Origin of the sequence: Niastella populi, from assembly GCF_002078015.1 — a bacterium.
Taxonomy (GTDB): domain Bacteria; phylum Bacteroidota; class Bacteroidia; order Chitinophagales; family Chitinophagaceae; genus Niastella; species Niastella populi.
The window spans coordinates 177,612-197,333 of record NZ_LWBP01000045.1; the positions used below are offsets into that span (position 1 = coordinate 177,612).

Genomic DNA, 19,722 nt, shown 5'->3' on the forward strand with positions numbered 1-19,722 from the left:
ACTATTTTTGGGATGTTGTATTTTCAACAGACAGTCAATTCTGAATTACTGGCTTATCACCTGCAACTCCGTTCTCCTGTTCAGCGCTTTGCCTTCTTCGGTGGCATTATCGGCAACGGGTTTGGTAGCGCCGAACCCTTTAAAGGTAAGGCGTGCCGGTTCTATGCCTTTGCCTGTAAGGTATTTTACAACGGCTTGTGCGCGGTTGTTCGAAAGAGTGAGGTTATCGGCGGCTTTACCGATATTATCGGTATGCCCGCTGATCTGCACCTTCAGGGTTGGGTTTTCTTTCATGAGCTGGAATATATTATCCAGTTCGATGGTCGATTCAGGTTTCAGATCGAATTTACCAAGGTCGAAGAAAATATTCTTCAGCACTATGCTGGCATTGGCTTCAATGGGTTGCAAAGGAATATCGATATTGTAAGTAGAATCGGGCGCTTTCTGGCTCAACGGGAAATTTTCTGAGAAGAACAGGTAGCCCTTTCTTTTTACATTGAACGCATAGTCTTTTCCTACCGGTAAGGTGATAAGGTAATTACCGGTGGCATCGGTTTGAACCCGGCTTATAACACCGAGCGAAGCCAGGTCGGTAAGCTCAACGGCAGAAGGCAATCCTTTCTGTGTTTTCTTATCAAACACTTTTCCTTTTACCCACAAGGTTCTGGCCGGCCGAAGATCTTCACGTAACTGGAAAGAATACAGGTCGAGCCCGCCGCGGGTGTCGCTGCGGTCGCTGGTATAGTAAGCGGTTTTGCCGTTGGCTGCAATAACCAGGCTGCCTTCGTTTTCGATGGTATTTACCGGGTAACCGAGGTTAACGGGTTTACTCCAGCCCTTACCCTGTTTGCGGGCTAAAAAAAGATCGGTGCCGCCATAACCCAAATGACCGCTCGATGTAAAATACAGGGTTTGGTTATCGGCATGAATAAACGGCGCATTTTCGTCACCGATAGTGTTTATTTCGGGGCCCAGGTTCTCTGGTTCGCTCCAGCGGCCATTGGGCAACTGATGGCAAACGTACAGGTCGTGGCCGCCATAACCGCCAAGGCGGCCGCTGGCAAAATACAGGTCGCGTTTATCGGGCGAAAGGCTGGGCGCCGATTCCCAGGCCTCGGTATTTATTCTGTTACCCATATTCTCGGGTTTGCTCCAGCCTTCGGGTGTGAGGTAAGAGATATACAGATCGCAACTGCCGAAGCCATAAGGGAAATTGCAACCGGTGAATATCAGCCATTGCCCATCCTGCGAAATATTCTGTGCGCCTTCGTTCTGGTTTGAGTTGATATCGCCGGGTAAGGGTTGCGCTTTAGTCCAGTGCCCGTTCTCGAATTTCGATCCATAAAACTCTTCATTGCCGTTTACCCGGCGCGTAAAAATGAATTCCTTATCGTCGATGGTGAGCGTTGGAAAATATTCCAGGTGTTTGCTGTTGATGCTGTCGCCCATGTTTTGCGGTTCGAAGCGGTAGCCATTCAATGGGTGCTGATTGCTATAGTCGATCGCAAACTGGTAGGTTTTACGGCGATAGTTGCCGGCTTTAATGCTTTGTGCATTGAGGTTAGGTATGGAAAGAAATTCGTCGACGGCCTTTAACGCCTTTTCAAACTCGCCCTGGGCTGCGAGGTTGATGGAGTAGGGCAGGTTGTAATCTTTAAACCAGTTGCTGTCAATGGCCTTGCTTTTTTCATAGTATTCAATGGCGCTCTGGTGGTTCTTTTGTTCAAAGTACAAACCTGCAATTGACAAATAGGCCTCGAGGTAACGCGGTTCTATTTTTATGGCGTCCTGCAATGTTTTAATGCTTTCGGTGTAGTCGCCGTTCATGGCAATGCCGTATGCTTTTTCGAACAGGGCCTTTGCTTTTTTGCTTATTTTGTCAGGATCGTACTGCGCTTTCGCCGCTGAGCAAATAAGGGCGGCGCACATGGATATTGTAATTAATTTTTTGATCATCAGATTTGCTTTTCGTGAATCGGCAATCCCCGGCTTCATCGGGGCAGGCTGTGAATTCGTGAAACGGCAAACGTGAAACGTGAAAAGCCCTATGTTCGTGCCTGATAACTTTTTTGCACTTATTATAAAGCCAATCCTGAATCTGTAGTGCTCGCTTCGCCTGCTACATATAATTTTAACGCGTTAACCGGTAATTAGTCAACTTCCTGTCAAAATCAGTCCAACTTTAAAGCTTAAAGATAAAAAATGATTAAAGTTTTCACATAAAACTTGTTTATCGCCTTTTAAGATGCTGATTTGGGCAGAAAAGTTTATTAGAAACTGTTATAAATAACCCAATGGTGTATTAACGCACAATAGCGCCGGGAAATTAATCTGGGTGTTAAGTGAGGGAAACCCTGTCAACCAGTTACCTGTTAACTCGTCAACTCACGGAACGTGAATGTACTTGTGCAGCTGCAGCGAAAATTCCCAACGTGGGTTGGCCTTGATATAATCGATGATCAGCGGCGTTACCGCAGCCGATTTACTCCACTCGGGCTGCAGATACAATTTACAGGCGGGCGAAACCAGGGCGGCATATTTTTCGGCCCATTCGAAATCGCTTTTATTGTATACTACTACTTTCAGTTCATTGGCGAGGGGAAGAATTTCGGGCAGGGGCGCCTTGAACTTTTTGGGCGAAAGGCAGATCCAGTCCCACGAACCGCTTACCGGCCAGGCGCCGGAGGTTTCAATATTGGTTTGAAAGCCGGCTGCATGCAGTGCATCGGTAAGCGCATCGAGGTTATGCATCAGCGGTTCGCCGCCGGTAATGATCGCCAAACGGCCGGGTTCGGCGCTGGCGCCGGCCACTATTGTTTCAATGGTTTGTAAGGGATGTTTCGATGCTTCCCAGCTTTCTTTTACATCGCACCACACACAGCCTACATCGCACCCGCCGAGGCGAATGAAGTAAGCGGCCCTTCCCTGATGGTAACCTTCGCCCTGCAGGGTGTAGAAGGATTCCATTACCGGATATTGAATCGTATCTATAGAAGCTTTTGTCATCGATGCAAAGTTCTGGAAAATAAGATAACCAATGTGCTAATTTGCCAATTAGCTAATGTGCTAATGCCTTGAATTTGGAGAAGCCTGCTATTAATCGGATCTTCCGATTGTGCCAATTAGCCAATTAGCATATTATCACATCAACTAATTATTCTCAGTGTTTCGCCAAACAGGCATTGTACGTATTCTTCATCAACGCCGCAATTGTCATGGGGCCTACACCACCCGGTACAGGCGTTATATATGAGCACTTTGGAGAAACCGTATCGAACTGCACATCGCCTTTTATTGAATAGCCTCTTTTCTTCGTAGCGTCAGGCACGCGGGTAATACCAACGTCAATTACAATGGCGCCATCCTTTACCATATCGGCGGTAACGAATTCAGGTTTGCCCAATGCCGCTACGATGATATCAGCCTGCAAACACAGTTCTTTCAAATTCCTTGTGGCCGAGTGGCAGATGGTAACTGTACAGTTGCCGGGGTTGGTATTGGCGCTAAGCAAAATGCTCATGGGGCGGCCAACGATATTACTTCGGCCGATAACCACGGCATGCATGCCTTTGGTATTGATCTTATAATGTTCCAGCATAAGCATAATGCCATGCGGAGTGGCGGGGATAAAAGTGGGCAGCGACTGCACCATTTTGCCCACGCTTACGGGGTGAAACCCGTCAACGTCTTTTGAAGGGTGAATGGCGTTGATCACTTTTTCATCTGAAATATGTTTGGGCAGCGGCAATTGAACCAGAATACCGTCCACATCCATGTCGCTATTCAGTTCTTCAATGGCTTCCAGCAGTTTAAATTCACTGATGGTATCTTCAAGCCGCACAAGCGTGCTGCGGAACCCGATCTCTTCGCAGGTGCGCACCTTTGAACCAACATAGGTTTCACTGGCGCCGTTATTACCTACCAGTACGGCGGCAAGGTGCGGCACTTTTTTGCCTTCGGCTACCAGTTGAGCCACTTTAATTTTCAATTCATCCTTTGTTGCCTGTGATACAAGCTGCCCGTCTAAAATTTTCATGGCGCAAAGGTAAAGGGCTGGGGGTTGCTGCCCTAAAGGAGAATAAAAAATTTTTTATATTAGGTATTTTGAATATGTTTAATGACTGAATTTTGAAAGCTTACTGCTGTGAAAAGATTGCTGTTGCCATTCTATCTTATCCATTGTCTGGCCCATGGTCAGTCAATTCATTACTCACCGGGTACTTTATACACCGGATTGGGTGCTTATAGCCATCAATTTACCCAATCGTTTTCCTTTACCGCCAACCAGGCGGCGCTGGGTACAATTTCATGCACCAGTGCGGGCTTATATTCCGAACAAAAATATGGGTTGAAAGAGCTGTCGATGTACATGGGCGCCGTGGCCATACCGGTGAACCGGGGCGGTATTGGCATTGCCATGCAATACGCCGGCAACAGCGATTTCAATGAAAGCCAGGTGGCCATAGCTTATGGCAAAAACCTGGGCAAGGTAAATGTGGGGGTGCAGTTCAATTATAATATGATGCGGGTGGCCGGCTATGGCAATGACGCGGCCATTGGGTTTGAAGTGGCCAGCCAGTGGCGCATCAGTTCAGCCCTCATAACAGGAATTCACATAGTAAACCCGGTTGGCGGGCGCTTCAAAAATCAACCTGGCGAAAAGCTGGCGGCGGTTTACCAGTTTGGCGCCGGCTACGAAGTTTCCAATCAGTTATTTGTGAGTGCAGAACTTACAAAAGAAGAGAACCGGCCGGTAAACGTACAGGCCGGTTTGCAATATATGCCTGTGCCCGACCGGTTATTTATTCGAACGGGCGTCACAACCGCAAATACATCACCGTATGCAGGCATAGGCTGGCAGTGGAAGAATTGCCGGGCCGATGTAAACGTGCGTTATCATCCGCAACTGGGGCTTTCACCCGGTGTATTGCTTTTATTTTTTGGCAAACAAAAAGAAGAACCGTGAAATGGCCGCTGGTAATATGGCTTGTGGGGCAGGGGATGGCTGTTGCAGCCCAGGAGCGACCGGTGGAACCGGTTAATGAACAACAGCTCGAAATGCAGGCCGAACGAGATGAAGGTGTACCGGAAGATGATACCCAATGGCAGCAGCTCGCCTATTTACAAAAACATCCGTTGAATTTAAATGCGGCCACTGAAAATGAGTTGAAAGGCTTGCGCCTGCTTACCGGCCTGCAGATCAGTAATTTTTTGATGTACCGCCAGCAGTTGGGCGCACTACTACATATTTACGAGTTGCAGGCCATTCCGGGCTGGGATGTGGTAACTATAAAACAACTGCTGCCATTTGTTACCGTGAGTGATCAAAAAACGATAACCGCCCGCCTTGGCGAACGTTTCGGTAAGGGCGAACAAACCGCTTTATTGCGGTTTGCCGCAACGGTGAGCCAGGCTGCTGAACATAAAAAGACAACCGGTACGTACCTTGGCTCTCCCGCGGCTATTTTGTTCCGGTATAAGTATAACTACAAAAACCTTTTGCAATATGGTGTAACCGGCGATAAAGATGCCGGCGAGCAGTTCTTTGAGGGCGCGCAAAAGAATGGGTTCGATTTTTATTCATTTCATTTCTTCGCCCGTAAACTGGGCAACATTCAATCGCTGGCTATTGGCGATTTTACCGTTGGGTTTGGACAGGGCTTAATACAATGGCAGGGGCTGGCTTTTAAAAAAAGCGCCTCCGTATTGATGATAAAACGGCAGGGGCCGGCATTGCAACCTTATAATTCAGCCGGTGACTATAATTTTCACCGCGGCATTGGCATAACAGTACAAAGGAAATCTATTCAATGTACTTTATTCGGTTCGGTACGGAAACTAAGCGCCAACCTGGAAACCGATAGTGCATTTGCCGAAAGAGAACATATTTCTTCTCTACTTACTATGGGTTATTACCGCACAGCGGCAGAGCTTAACAACCGGTATAATGTGCAATGCATAACCGCCGGCGGGTCGGTAAAATTAACGGGTACCAGGTCACACTTTGGTATAAATGCGGTTCAGTATAATTTCTCCAATCCGCTGCAGCCGGCCGATGAACCGTACGACCGGTTTGCCATAAATGGCAGTCATTGGAGCAATTACAGTGTTGATTATGGTTATACCTTTCGAAATATGCATGTGTATGGCGAGATAGCCGTTGATAAGCTGTATAACAAAGCCCTGGTGCATGGCCTGCTGGCCAGTCTTGATCCCAAAGTTGATCTGGCTGTTGTTTACCGCAACATCAGCAGCCGTTACCAATCGTTTTTCAGCAATGCTTTTACCGAAAACCGGTTGCCCGTAAACGAAAATGGGCTGTATGCCGGTTTGTCGATACGCCCGGTGCATGGCTGGAAACTGGATGTGTATGCCGATCTTTTCCGGTTCCCGTGGTTGAAGTATCAGGTGAATGCGCCATCGGGCGGACAGGAATACCTGGTTCAGGTAACCTATACGCCTAATAAATATGTTGAAATGTATAGCCGGTTCAGGCATGAAACAAAAGGCACCGGTATCAATGATTCAGTATCGGTTATACGACCGGTAATGCCTGTACGCCGGCTAAACTGGCGAACACAGATGATTTACCGGCTCAACCGCACCGTTGAACTGCGCAGCCGGGTGGAAACGGTTTGGTATGGCAGCAGAAAAACGCAAAAAGAAACCGGCTTTTTATTTTATACCGATGTGTATGTAAAGCCCCCGTTGAAGCCGTTCTTTTTTAATGCCCGGTTTCAATATGTTGAAACCGGCGGCTACAATAGCCGCATCTATGCGTGGGAAAACACCGTTATGTATAATTATTCTATTCCGGCCCAGTTCGATAAAGCCCTGCGATATATTGTTAATATCAGTTACCGCGTAATGCCGGGGCGGGGAACGCAGCGGGTTCGAAAAACGAATTGCCTGTTCTCTTTATCGCTTGCACAATCTTTCTATCCGTTCAAACCAGCCATTGAAGCAACGGAGACTGCAGTTGAGGCGTATAACCGATCGGATATTAAGCTGCAGATTATTTTTACAAGGAGATAAAACTGTTCTTACCAACTCGGCAACATAATATCTACGAAGTATAAAACATAAGGGTACATACAGCCGAATCTGCCTTTATTATTATCCTCTTTGTTACACACTTATTGGAAAAAACTGCACGGTTATTCTTAAATCTGCACAGTTATCGAAAAGATTTTGTTCATTTATATAATAACCTATATTTATAGACGAATTACGGGTTGAACAAAAACTGCACCGTAACCTTCTTAATTTATAAACCTTTCCTTTATGTTTACCGTTTCGTTATTGAAATATAGGTATTCGCAATTTTTGCATTCCCACTTCAGGCTTTACTTTATTAATTTTTCCAGCTCATTTATCTTTTCTTTTAGTCTTGCTTGAAATCTTATAACTGATCATTTAATCATATAAAAATAAAATTCACATGAGAAAATGTATACTACTGTTTTTTCTTTTACTTTTTAAAGTGATTGCATTTGCACAAAGTATCTGGCCTGCTGAAGCTTCTGAAATATGTCCGCACCAGGATTTTTCTAATGCAACGCAAAGCGACGCCAGAACCGTACGTTTTGATATTAACTTTGGTAATTTGCTGCCAGCTATTTTTATATTGCAGAAGATGGAGGCGCAGCTCCAAAAAGATGCAAGATTATCAGGAACCTTATACCAGAAAGTTTCACTTCTGAAAAAGCGACATTTTACGTTGCGTTTGAAGATCAGGCAACCGGCGTTGCTGAATTTACGGTAATGCATAATATTATGGGCCCGGTAAAAACATACAAATTCCCTCTTGTCAGAAGCCTTAAAGGGCAGAAAACTACATTAAGATACCCGCTATACATGGATTTTCCATTGTGTACTACCGGCATTATTCCTTACGGTTTTGACAGCCTTGTATTTTACAGAAGACCTGATACCAAAAAGCCATTTGGAACATCTATCCCTTTATATGAATATTCTGTTCCTCAAGGATGGAAAGTAGGTAATGTAATTTCAACCGGCCCTAATAATTTAATACTTGCCTCACCGCAGGCAAATATTACTTATGATGAATCGCATAGCGGTGAAGTAAAGATCAGGGCAACCCAGAAAGGGTACTTGTGCGATGGTACCACTTCCCTCTCCGCCGGTGATTGGATGACTATAACTTATACAAGGCCCGAATTAAAGCTGACAGTAAATGGGGCTACTGATCTCAAGCTAACCTGCGGTCAATCTGCTATTTGCAATTTCACAGTAGAAAACGGCAATGCTTCATGTATAACGTATGACTGGAATGTCGGTAATGCAGGCAGTTGGCTATATAACGGGAGTGCCGCTCCTCAGATTATCACTACCACCAACAATACCTTAACACTACAACAGGTCCCATGTGCAGAAATACCAGGCAACGTTTCAGTAGCTCTAAAAGTAAATAACGCGGTTGTACGTACATTATCTGTACCTGTTTCTTTACTAATGCCACAACTTTCTATAGCAGGGCCAACTGAATTATGCAATACAGGTAATTATATTCTTGAAAATGTGCCTTGTAATGCTTCCGTTACCTGGAGTACAGCAACCAATTATGTTAATATGACCCCTTCAGGGAATTCAGTAACGCTTGACAGGATAGCTCCTGGTAATATTGTCTTAAAAGCTACATTATTGAATTTGTGCGGCGGTAATATCCTAGATGTAACTAAAAATGTAAAAGTAAGCTCCCCACCTGCTGTTCCTTTGCTGGGCACCATCACATCAGATGGTTATACAAAGGGCATCGAAAAGTGTAATGTAATAACCGGACAATTTTCACCTGGTAAATACCATTGTTTTGTAAGTTTCAATGCTCCCACTATTGACAGAGTTGCCTGGACTCATGTGGGCGGGTCATCCAACACGGCTAATGTATTATTGCCCAGTTCAGATGGAAAGAATGCTGAGATCAGGATATATCCCGGTGGGGGAAGTGGCGTTTGGAGGGTATCGGCATCAAATGCTTGCGGTTCTACATTAGGTAACTTCGGCTTTTATGCTAACGTCCCTTGCCCTCTTGAAAGAATAGCTACCCAGGCCGATGCTGTAAATGCGAAATCTAATACTACTGCTAATGTTCCTTTAAATGGAATTACACTGATGCCTAATCCGGCCAGCAGCCAGATAACTATTGCAATTGATATAAACGATACAGGGGTTACTAGTACAAAAAATACCACTAAATTAATAACTGGAGTAAGAATTTACGATGTACTGGGTAGACTAAGAAAAAAACATCGGTATAATAGGTTAAGCAGTGTGAACGTGGCTATCGATGATCTGGCCAGCGGGTTATATTTTGTAGAGATCATTACTGGCACTGGAAGTAGTAAACGCAATCTTAATATCGTTCGATAATTGGGCAAAGGAAAATTACCACTCTCTCATTGAAAGTATCAATTCTGTAGGCACTTTATGATATCAAGATGTAAGCCGCCCACCGGGCGGCTTTTCCTGTATAACGATAATTCGGAATAATTCTTGAAGATATTATAGTATATGGTAATTTATTCATGTCGGGGGATAACGACCTGCGATATATTATTAATATCAGTTACCGCGTAATGCCGGCGCGGGGAATGCAACAGGTTCGAAAAACGAATTGTCTGTTCTCTCTATCGCTTGCGCAATCTTTCTATCCGTTCAAACCAGCCGTTGAAGCAACGGAAACTGCAGTTGAGGCGTATAACAGATCGGATGTTAAACTGCAGATCATTTTGACAAGGAGATAAATAAGTTGTTGTTAACGGTTGGTGAATGGCTTCTTAACGCCGTTGGTAAAATTAAAATCAAATTAAATAGCGAAGTTCGGTTATGCCTCATACGGCAATTAAAAATTATATCAATATACCGCTGATGTAATTTTAAGGTAATTAAGTTGTCGTGATTGCGGTAGTTTTATTCACATACTAACGGCGGGTAAGAAAAAATAAACTAACGAAAGTGGTTGTCCCAGACGGATATAAATCAATGCTGGCCTGTATTAAGGTGTTCTGAAAAAGTATTGAAGTTTTCATGATGAATGAAGCTTTGACTTTTTTTTAGCTTGCAGCATTTGTAGAAATCGTTTTGTCTAACGGTTAGCAAAATTTATTTTATTTGCAACCTGATTTACGATTCCTGGTAAACGTAATGTTCATCGGGGTCGAGTCACAATAAAAATTCACAAGTCTCATGAGAAAAATTCTATCACTGCTTGCAGTGCTGGTACTTTTGTCAGTATTAGCTACTGCGCAAACCCGCTTTATTACCGGACAGGTTAAAGATGAACTAGGGGAACCCGTCCCATTTGCAACGGTAACAATCAAAGGAACAAGCAAAGGAGTAACCACAGATGACAACGGCAACTTTCGTATTCAGGCCAATACGGGGGATGTTCTTGTTTTTTCTGCTATAGGCACCGAGAGATCGGAGGTTACAGTTGGCCCTGGAGATATATTAGGTGTTACGCTCAAGAAAACGGGCGCTTTACAGGAAGTAGTAGTAACGGCGCTGGGTGTGCAACGTCAGGCCAGGGAACTGGGTTATGCCACCTCACGCATTCGTAACAGTGAGCTTAACCAGGCCAAAACGGTTAATCTTCAAAACGGCCTTACCGGTAAAGTATCGGGTTTAAATATCACTACAGTAAATAGTGGGGTATTTGAAGAGTCGAAGATCAACTTACGTGGTTTGCGGTCGCTGACTGGTAACAACCAGCCGCTGTTGGTAATTGACAACATTCCTACGCCGTTGAGTTATATTTCCACCATTAACCCCAATGATGTGCAGGATGTGAACGTGTTGAAGGGCGCTTCTGCTGCCGCAGTTTACGGCCCCGATGGCGTGAATGGGGTAATGATTATTAGAACCAAAAGGGGCGCCAGTGGCAAACCCGTAATTAATGTCAGCCATACGATTCAATGGGCCCGGGTTTCATTTATGCCCGAAGTGCAGAAGCGTTTTGGTGGTGGAACCAGTGAAGACCAATATGGCCGTGCATTGTATGACCCTATTGAGAACCAGCAGTTTGGTCCTGAGTTCGATGGCAGCATGATGCCTATTGGACCTGTTTTGGAAGATGGCGATCAGCAAATGGTTAAATATAGCGCTACTGATGAAAGAAAGAAATTTTGGAACAATGGTTTGACATTGCAAACCGATGTTTCGTTTGGCGGACAGGGTTTTTATTTTTCTGCCCAGGATGCAGACATCAAAGGTTTGATGCCAAAGGATAAAAACCGCCGTACTTCTTTCAGGCTGAACGGATCAAAGGAATATGGCAAATTAAAAGTATTCGGCAATATCAATTACATTCAAAACAACTATGATGTAGTAAATGATGCTGCTTATGCATCAAGGTTCCCGGGCAGCTATAATGGTAGCGTGTACTTTACCGTGTTGAATACGCCTGCGCATGTTCCGCTCACATCCTATAAGAATATGAATAATAAATATGCTCAATACTCCAATTACTATAATGAGTATTTTGTCAATCCATATTGGGTAATTGATAATCATCGCACTAAATCACGCACGGATAATTTCCTCACTTCTGCCGAGGCAACGTTTAATCATGCGGAATGGCTTTCAGCTACTTACCGTTTAGGCGCTGCTTTATCTTTCTCTTCATTCAAGAATGAGAACGGACCCGTAGTAACTACTGACTGGGCACAGGACCATCGCGGACAACAATTCGATCCTCAGCCAAGCTTTGTGAACGATGGTGAGAATTACACCAGCCGTGTAACACATGAGTTCTTTTTAAACGGTAGAAAAGAGGTAAGTGATTTTGCCTTCAATTACATTTTAGGTACCCGATACAGGCAGAATGATGCTAAATACATGAATGTATCCGGAAATAATCTGCAAATTGCCGGTTTGTATAATAACTCGGTAAGATTAGGTGAAGCAGGTGTAGACGAAGTTAACTATCGTACCCGCTTGTTTTCTGTATTCGGTCAATTGAGCGCCAGCTATAAAGGTTGGGCAAACGTGGAGTTTTCTGCTGCAAACGATTGGGATAGCCGTTTGAATCCGGATATGAATTCGTACTTCTATCCCGGGGTTAGTGCATCGGTTGTATTAAGCGATGCCATTCCCTTTATACAGGATAGCAAAATACTGTCATACTTAAAGGTGAGAGGGGCTATTTCGAAATCAGCCAATGTTAACCTGGGAAGACTGGACAATGCCTTTACAGGCGCTTATGCACTTCAACCTATTTATAATGCCACAGGTGGTTTCCCTTATGGTAACCTGGGTGGCTTTAGCGCAGGAAATATCTTTACCGACCCGAATATTGAGCCGGAGTTTGTTAACTCCCGTGAAATTGGGATAGAGCTGGGTTTCCTGAGAAACCGGATCAACTTTGATATCACATATTTCAACCAGAAGAATACCAACCAGATCCTGGAAGTTCAGCAGTCTCCCGGTACCGGTTATACTTCGTATGTTGACAATGCGGCCGATTTCAAAAACTACGGAGTTGAAATGGACCTGAATATTACTCCTGTGGTCAAACTCGGCGATGTGAATATCAACCTGGGTGTCAATGCAACGTATAACAATAACGAGGTTCTTGCCCTTTTCCCCGGCATTAATGAATTGGCAATCGGTGGTACCAACCAGTTTACACAAATTGCGGCCAGTTCACCAGATGCATACAACTATGCTATCGTAGGGCAGCCTGCCTTTGTTTTTAAATTATCTGATTACAAAAGAGATCCACAGGGCAGAGTGATTGTTGACAGGTCTACCGGATATCCTTCATTGCAGGACAGCCTGGTAACCCGTGGCAGATCATTACCCACCTGGATCGTTGGTATCAATCCATCAGTATCATGGAAAGGACTTAGTGTTGCTATGACCTGGGATTACAGAGGCGGACATTATGTATATCATGGCATAGGTTCTGATATGGATTTCACCGGTATATCCGCCCGCAGTGCTCAGTTTGGCCGTGAGCGTTTCATATTCCCTAATTCGGTATACGATGATGGTACCGGAAAATATGTTTCTAATGAAAATATTCAGGTGGCTAATGGTGGAAGGAACTACTGGGCTACCGGTACTACCAATACATCTGTTGGCACCAACTACTTTTCAAGCGGATCTTTCTGGAAGTTGAGAGAGTTGGCTATTTCATACCAACTGCCATTTGCATGGATTGGTGAAAAACAGATCATCAAAAGGATCGTTTTAAGTTTTGTAGGAAGGAACCTGTTCACATTCCTGCCAGAATCAAACCAATGGACAGACCCGGAGTTTAACTATACTACCACAAACAACACTTTTGGTATCAATAGTACATTCTCTACTCCGCCTGCAAGAACTTATGGTGCGTCACTGAATTTGACCTTTTAAAGAAAACTACGATTACAATGAAAAAGACTATCAATATAAAATTGGCATTTGTTCTTTTGATCGCTGCCGTATTGGGAAGCTGCCAGAAGAAACTCGATATCAATCAGAATCCGAACTTGCCCGAAGATGCGGTAGTAACTGCGGAGCTTATTTTACCAAATGCGTTACACGCTACCGGCGTGCAAACTGCCCTTGGTTACGGGTGGCTTTCGAACTGGATGGGATACTGGTCTGCTTCAGGTTCATTCAACCCGAGTACTGAAGAGTCAAGCTATAACATTACCAATACCTTCCAGGAAGGTAAGTGGTCTGGTATTTATAATACGTTGTTTGATCTGCAAAAAGTAGATGAAAAAGCGAGTGCTGCCGGCCAAACCTTTTACAGGGCTATTTCTATGATCATGAAAGCCCATTTGTATCAAAACCTTGTTGATATTTACGGCAATGTGATATACAGCCAGGCATTTCAGCCTACTGTATATCCTACCCCTGAGTACGATGATGCAGCAAAAATATATGAGGATCTGCATGTGAAACTGGATTCGGCTATTGGATTGATGAAGAGCGCTTCTGTTTCAAACAAGGCCAAAGAAATTGACATTGTTTATGGCGGAAACACCACTTTATGGATCAAACTGGCCAATACCATTAAGCTCAGATTACTGATCAGGGCTTCAAAAGTGGAAGCCAATCCTACTGCAGAACTGGCTAAAATAAAAGCCAATGGCGGGGTACTGCAAAGCGGTGAAACAGCCGATGTAAACCCCGGATACAGGAACGATAATAACAGGCAAAGTCCGTTCTACGCTGTTTACGGTTTGTTGGTAAGTGGTGAAGACGCCAACACATTTTTCAGAGCAAATGCATACGCTATTGACTACCTGGAAGGCAACGCCGATGCCAGGCTCGGTTATTTCTTTAAACCGGCTAAAAGCCCAACCAGCGCATCACACCCTTATGTAGGAACTGTGTATGGCGGTGAACCCAATTCGGCTTTCGGTGGCGACCAAACCTCTAATGTTGGTATGGGGTTGGTGCGTTCTGCTGAACAACCGCAATGGATAGTGACTTCTATGGAAAGCATGTTTCTGCAGGCAGAAGCCATATTAAAGGGATGGGATGTTGGCGGACCATATGCAGGAAATGCGCAGGACGCCTATGAAGCAGCCGTAACGGAATCGTTTTTATGGTTGCAGGTACCAAATGCAGCAACGGAGGCTGATGATTATATGCAGAATGTTGCAGATTGGGCATCTGCCGTTGACGATGCCGAAAGACTGGAATTGATAATATGGCAAAAATATATAGCCTTAACTGGTATAAATCCTTTGGAAGCATGGAATGACTATAGAAGAACGGGCTTCCCAGGCGACGTACCGTTGAGTATTAACAATGCCCGTGGTAACAGGAAAATTCCTGTAAGGCTTTTATATCCTTCAATTGAGTATGCGGTGAATGCAGGTAATGTGGCCAAACAGGGAACCATCAATACTCAAACCTCAACATTATTTTGGGATAAATAAAAACTAAACTACATGCAAAATATAATTAAGCTACTTACCATTTCAGGTGCCATGGCATTGGTGCTCACCGCCGGTACCGGGTGTTTGAAAGATAAATTATCAGATGATGGTCTTACCAACCCAAATATCAGCGGCTCTCCTGGAATTATAGAGATACCGGGAACCCTGGAAGCAAAGACTTCTTTTAACAAGTCTATCGTGAGCATACCTAATAGCTCAAAAGATACAACTTTCGATGTGGTATTCGTTCGCCTGGCTGCCGACCAGCCCGCAGGAGAAGATATAACGGTTCAACTTGAGCTCGATCAGCAATTGCTGGATGACTATAATGATACGGCAGAAACTCATATGGTACAACCGCCCGCTTCGGTTTATGCATTCGATAATTCTAATTTAACAGTTACGATTCCTAAAGGAGCAAGGCAGGGTTCTTTAAAAATGAAGGTGGTTCCTGCTGATCTTGCCAGTGGTGAATACGGGTTTGCATTTAAAATTAAAAGTGTGTCCAATTCTGCATATCGTTTAAGCGGCAATTTTAATTATTCAGTAACATCGGTAGGTGTTAGAAACAAGTGGGATGGTGTTTATGAAATAACTGGTTCATTGGTTGACCTGGTAAACCCGGCACTCAGTTCTGTTCCAGGCGACCCATACCCTTATGAGGTTGAATTAAGGACCACCGGCCCGACTTCTGTAGGCATGTTTGTGCCCGGGTTAGATTTTGCACATTTAATTGCCGGTAACAGCTATTATGGCGCTTACGGTCCGGTATTGACCTTTGATGAGGCCACAAATAAGGTAATAAGTGTTACAAATTATTTTGGTCAGCCATCAAGTAATAACCGCAGCGGACAAATTGATCCCACCGGCATTAATGCGTATGATCCCGCTACCAGAACTATAGATGTTAAGTATTTTTTAATTCAGGCGGGAAGCGTGCGTACGACTTTCGATGACAAATTAGTCTATACAGGCCCAAGGCCATAGATATAATACTATATAAAAAGGCTTGAGTTCGGTCTTATACCGGCTCAGGCTTTTTTGTTTTTTGAAATAGTATAAGTTATAAAAATGAGTACTAAATCTATCAGGGATTTTCTTAACAATATTGCCTTTGGCCGGTTTTCCCGTATTAATCTTTAGGGCTTTCTTAACATTTGCCGTTAGGTTTGCGGCTTAAAACATGCAGCATACAGTTGTATTTGTATCTCCGCTTTCCGCTTTTAGCAGTCTATTCCAGCCGCAAAATCCCTTTTTAACATCAACTTTCCTGAAGTTAATTACTTTCTAATATGTGTTGGTTTTGCTATTTTTTGCAGCGGAAAATCATGCATTTGTGACTTTCTTTCACGATTACTTATAAAATATATAGTAAATTAATTAAGTTATGATTTAATGTGTTATTATATTAATCATGAATAAGTTATATCGTTTTGCTCTTCTTCCCCTGGTGATCATGTGCTTGCAGTATCTATTCACGATAAAAAGAATTGCAGCATTATACAAATTCAATTTGTCTACCCCAAACGGGTCTGGGTATCGGCCCTTTGGTTTAACTTTTTTTTATAGTATTTCAGGATTTCGATACTTTTAGAACTGGTTCGTCACATTTTAAACTTACAAGTCACATGAGAAAAATGCTATCACTGCTGGCAGTGTTAGTGCTATGCACTGCTATGGCCCTGGGTCAAAACAAAACAACCTCAGGCCAGGTTAAAGATTCAAAAGGAGATCCCATTCCTTTTGCTACAATTAAGGTCAAAGGCACCAATAATGCCGTCGCCGCCGATGCAAACGGCAACTTCACCATCACCGCTCCCACAAACGCTACATTCGTAATTTCCGCCGTGGGTTTTGAACAAATCGAAGCAAAGGCCAATAGTTCTGGCTCATTGCTGGTTTCGTTGAACACCCTCGACACCATGAGCGAAGTGGTTGTAACGGCATTGGGTATTAAAAGATCAAAAAATACCCTTCCATATGCCGCACAACAGATCGGTGGGGAAGAGGTTAGCCGTTTGCGCTCGGGCAATGCATTCAGCGCATTATCCGGAAAAATATCCGGGTTGCAAATTTCACAGGGTAACGGTTTGGGTAGCTCTACCAACATTGTGATCAGGGGTACAAAATCTATTTCCGGAGGTAACCAGGCGCTGTTTGTTGTAGATGGTGTGCCGGTTGATAACACTATTAATAATAGAAGCACCCAGCAAACCGGCCGGGGCGGTTACGATTATGGTAACGCCGCTTCTGATATCAACCCCGATGATATTGAAAGTATCAACGTATTGAAAGGCGCCGCAGCTACCGCCCTTTATGGTTCAAGAGCTGCTAATGGCGTAATCATGATCACCACCAAAAAGTCTAAGCGTGGTTTGGGTTTGACCGTGAATTCAGGTATTACCGTGAATTCGATCGACAAGAAAACATTCCCCGGTTATCAGAAAGAATATGGTGCTGGTTATTCTTCTTCTTACCAGAAGGATGGATTTTTATTTTTTGATGTGGATGGCGACGGAGTAAAGGATTATGTTGTGCCTACATCGGAAGATGCTTCTTATGGAGTAAAGTTTGATCCAAATTTGATGGTATATCATTGGGATGCTTTTGACCCCGCTTCTCCTAACTATAAAAAAGCCCGTCCCTGGGTGGCTGCTAAAAACGATCCTTCCTCATTTTACGAAACGTCTGTTTCAAATAACCAGAATATCATGTTGGATGGCGCCAGCGATAAAGGTTCTTTTAAATTAGGTTACACCCGCAACGATGATCAGGGCGTTTTACCCAACAGTTCACTCATCAAGAACATTATCAACTTCGGCGCCACCTATAATGTTACGCCAAAATTAACTGCCACCGCTTCTGTAAACTATTCAAAGATCGATGGCAAAGGACGGTACGGTACCGGTTACAGCGGCCGTAATGTGAACCAGAACTTCAGACAATGGTATCAGACAAACGTTGATATCAAAGAACAGAAAGAAGCCTATTTCAGGAACCGCAAGAATGTAACCTGGAACTGGAAAGATCCTTCTACACCCAGTGGACTGGTGCCTATTTATACCGATAACTACTACTGGACAGTATATGAGAATTATGAAACGGATACCCGCAACCGCGTATTCGGTTATGCTTCTTTGGACTATAAAGCCACAGACTGGTTAAGTTTCCTTGGCCGTATTTCGGTCGATAACTATACTGAGCTCCAGGAAGAGCGGGTGGCTGTAGGAAGCCAGGGTGTAGCATCCTATACCCGTTTCGACAGAACCTTTAACGAGCTCAACTATGACCTGATGGCCAATTTCGATAAGAACCTGACGGCGGATATCAATTTGAAAGCCCTGTTGGGAACCAACCTGCGCAGAACAACATCGCGTTCTTCGCTGGCAACCACTTCGGGCGGTTTAATAGTTCCAGGCTTATATAGCATTTCCAACTCAAAAGGAACAGTGCCGGCGCCAACAGAAACATATCAACCGATTGCCGTTGATGGCTATTTTGGTGGTATAACACTTAGCTATCAGGATTACCTTTCACTCGATGCCACCTTCCGCAGAGACCGGTCTTCTACCTTGCCGGTTGATGAAAATGCCTATAACTATTATGCGGTGTCAGGTAGCTGGTTGTTCTCACATCATTTGCCTACAGTGCCCTGGTTATCTTCCGGTAAGATCCGTTTGAACTATGCCACCGTAGGTAACAGCGCCCCCTGGGGAAGTGTGAAAGATGTATATGACAAACCGAATCCGTTTGGAAGTACTATCTTATTCTCTTTGCCCGACACAAAGAATAACAGCGAATTGAAGCCTGAACGTACCAAAAGCCGCGAGTTAGGGCTGGAAATGGCTTTTGCCAAGAGTCGTATCGGGTTCGATGTTACATATTATATAACCAATACCATTGACCAGATCATTCCTGTGTCGGTTTCCGCTTCTACCGGTTATATAAGCAAATATGTAAATGCCGGTGAAATTGAAAACAAAGGGGTGGAACTATCATTATACGGCACCCCGGTTCGTACCAATAACTTTACATGGAATATCAACGTAAACTGGACACGTAATCGCAACAAAGTGCTGTCATTGTATAACGACAGTAAGAACCTGCAGATCGGTTCATTTCAGGGCGGTGTAAGTATCAATGCTTCCATCGATCAACCTTATGGAACCATTCAGGGCAGAACATGGGTAATGAAAGATGGTAAACGCCTGGTTGATGATGACGGTTACTATGAAGTTACTTCTACTACTTCGAACGTTATTGGTAATGTAAACCCCGACTGGATCGGTGGTGTGTACAATAGCTTTAAATTCAAAAACCTTTCAGTAGGCTTCCTGGTCGACATGCGTAAAGGCGGTCATGTTTGGTCGCTCGACCAGTTTTATGCGCAATACACAGGTGTGTTGAAAGAATCTGCAGGTTTGAACGACCTCGGCAATCCGGTTCGTAATTCACTGGCCGATGGCGGTGGCGTAATACTCGATGGTGTTGACAAAGACGGAAAAGTGAACACCAAACGCGTGGTGATCGATGCCAATACGTCTAATATGCCGCAATCGAACTACGCATTCGATGCCAGTTATGTTAAATTAAGAGAAGCCAGCATCTCTTATGCATTACCCTCGGGCATCTATTCAAAGATCAAAGCTATTAAAGGTATCGATGTATCGGTATTTGGCCGGAACTTATGGATCATTCATAAAAATCTGCCTTATGCCGATCCGGAAGAAAATCTGTCGGCCGGTAATTTACAGGGTATGCAAAGCGGTGCTTATCCCACTACCCGTTCAATTGGTATGAATATTAGGTTGAAATTCTAAAA

General features: G+C 44.0%; 11 protein-coding genes. 8 read left to right on the top strand and 3 right to left on the bottom strand.

The genetic code is table 11. The features are described 5' to 3' along the window. Positions 1–45: 45 nt before the first annotated feature. From A4R26_RS06490 to folD, 3 genes are all read right to left on the bottom strand, one after another. A complete protein-coding gene (locus A4R26_RS06490; RefSeq protein ID WP_081162374.1) occupies positions 46–1,956 on the bottom strand; it encodes an OmpA family protein in 1,911 nt (636 codons plus the stop codon). A gap of 429 nt (positions 1,957–2,385) precedes the next feature. After that, positions 2,386–3,006 (bottom strand): 7-carboxy-7-deazaguanine synthase QueE, encoded by a 621-nt coding sequence (locus A4R26_RS06495; protein WP_081162386.1) that lies wholly within the window; start codon positions 3,004–3,006, stop codon positions 2,386–2,388. 154 nt (positions 3,007–3,160) lie between these two features. After that, the gene (folD, locus tag A4R26_RS06500; RefSeq protein ID WP_081162389.1) at positions 3,161–4,036 is read right to left on the bottom strand and encodes a bifunctional methylenetetrahydrofolate dehydrogenase/methenyltetrahydrofolate cyclohydrolase FolD; all 876 of its coding nucleotides are present in this window, start codon (positions 4,034–4,036) and stop codon (positions 3,161–3,163) included. A gap of 108 nt (positions 4,037–4,144) precedes the next feature. Here folD and A4R26_RS06505 point away from each other — a divergent pair, with 108 nt between their 5' ends. The 8 genes from A4R26_RS06505 to A4R26_RS06540 all read left to right on the top strand — a co-directional run bounded on the left by A4R26_RS06505 (position 4,145) and on the right by A4R26_RS06540 (position 19,720). Further along, positions 4,145–4,966 carry a hypothetical protein gene (locus tag A4R26_RS06505; RefSeq protein WP_133054569.1) on the top strand — a complete coding sequence of 274 codons (822 nt, stop codon included), beginning with the start codon at positions 4,145–4,147 and terminating at the stop codon, positions 4,964–4,966. Next, on the top strand, positions 4,963–7,035 hold the full coding sequence (locus A4R26_RS06510) for a ComEA family DNA-binding protein (protein WP_081162398.1): 2,073 nt from the start codon (positions 4,963–4,965) through the stop codon (positions 7,033–7,035). Before A4R26_RS06505 ends, A4R26_RS06510 begins: the two co-directional genes overlap by 4 nt. Before the next feature lie 406 nt (positions 7,036–7,441). Next, positions 7,442–7,765, top strand: a complete 324-nt coding sequence (locus A4R26_RS06515) for a hypothetical protein (RefSeq protein WP_081162401.1) — start codon at positions 7,442–7,444, stop codon at positions 7,763–7,765. Positions 7,766–7,857: 92 nt separating this feature from the next. Further along, on the top strand, positions 7,858–9,390 hold the full coding sequence (locus tag A4R26_RS06520) for a T9SS type A sorting domain-containing protein (protein ID WP_165760167.1): 1,533 nt from the start codon (positions 7,858–7,860) through the stop codon (positions 9,388–9,390). Positions 9,391–10,206: 816 nt separating this feature from the next. Continuing rightward, positions 10,207–13,377 carry a SusC/RagA family TonB-linked outer membrane protein gene (locus A4R26_RS06525; RefSeq protein WP_081162407.1) on the top strand — a complete coding sequence of 1,057 codons (3,171 nt, stop codon included), beginning with the start codon at positions 10,207–10,209 and terminating at the stop codon, positions 13,375–13,377. 17 nt (positions 13,378–13,394) lie between these two features. Further along, positions 13,395–14,900: a SusD/RagB family nutrient-binding outer membrane lipoprotein gene (locus A4R26_RS06530; protein WP_081162410.1), complete on the top strand. Its 1,506-nt coding sequence runs from the start codon at positions 13,395–13,397 to the stop codon at positions 14,898–14,900. 12 nt (positions 14,901–14,912) lie between these two features. Beyond that, positions 14,913–15,887 carry a DUF1735 domain-containing protein gene (locus A4R26_RS06535; protein ID WP_081162413.1) on the top strand — a complete coding sequence of 325 codons (975 nt, stop codon included), beginning with the start codon at positions 14,913–14,915 and terminating at the stop codon, positions 15,885–15,887. A 641-nt stretch (positions 15,888–16,528) separates the two neighbouring features. After that, positions 16,529–19,720 (top strand): SusC/RagA family TonB-linked outer membrane protein, encoded by a 3,192-nt coding sequence (locus A4R26_RS06540; RefSeq protein ID WP_081162416.1) that lies wholly within the window; start codon positions 16,529–16,531, stop codon positions 19,718–19,720. Positions 19,721–19,722: the final 2 nt, after the last annotated feature.

Bases quoted from the DNA above. Each gene is read 5' to 3' on its own strand.
- A4R26_RS06540 (WP_081162416.1), top strand. From the start codon at position 16,529: ATGAGAAAAATGCTATCACTGCTGGCAGTGTTAGTGCTATGCACTGCT.
- A4R26_RS06525 (WP_081162407.1), top strand. From the start codon at position 10,207: ATGAGAAAAATTCTATCACTGCTTGCAGTGCTGGTACTTTTGTCAGTA.
- A4R26_RS06495 (WP_081162386.1), bottom strand. From the start codon at position 3,006: ATGACAAAAGCTTCTATAGATACGATTCAATATCCGGTAATGGAATCC.
- A4R26_RS06515 (WP_081162401.1), top strand. From the start codon at position 7,442: ATGAGAAAATGTATACTACTGTTTTTTCTTTTACTTTTTAAAGTGATT.
- A4R26_RS06530 (WP_081162410.1), top strand. From the start codon at position 13,395: ATGAAAAAGACTATCAATATAAAATTGGCATTTGTTCTTTTGATCGCT.
- A4R26_RS06535 (WP_081162413.1), top strand. From the start codon at position 14,913: ATGCAAAATATAATTAAGCTACTTACCATTTCAGGTGCCATGGCATTG.
- A4R26_RS06520 (WP_165760167.1), top strand. From the start codon at position 7,858: ATGGATTTTCCATTGTGTACTACCGGCATTATTCCTTACGGTTTTGAC.
- A4R26_RS06490 (WP_081162374.1), bottom strand. From the start codon at position 1,956: ATGATCAAAAAATTAATTACAATATCCATGTGCGCCGCCCTTATTTGC.
- folD (WP_081162389.1), bottom strand. From the start codon at position 4,036: ATGAAAATTTTAGACGGGCAGCTTGTATCACAGGCAACAAAGGATGAA.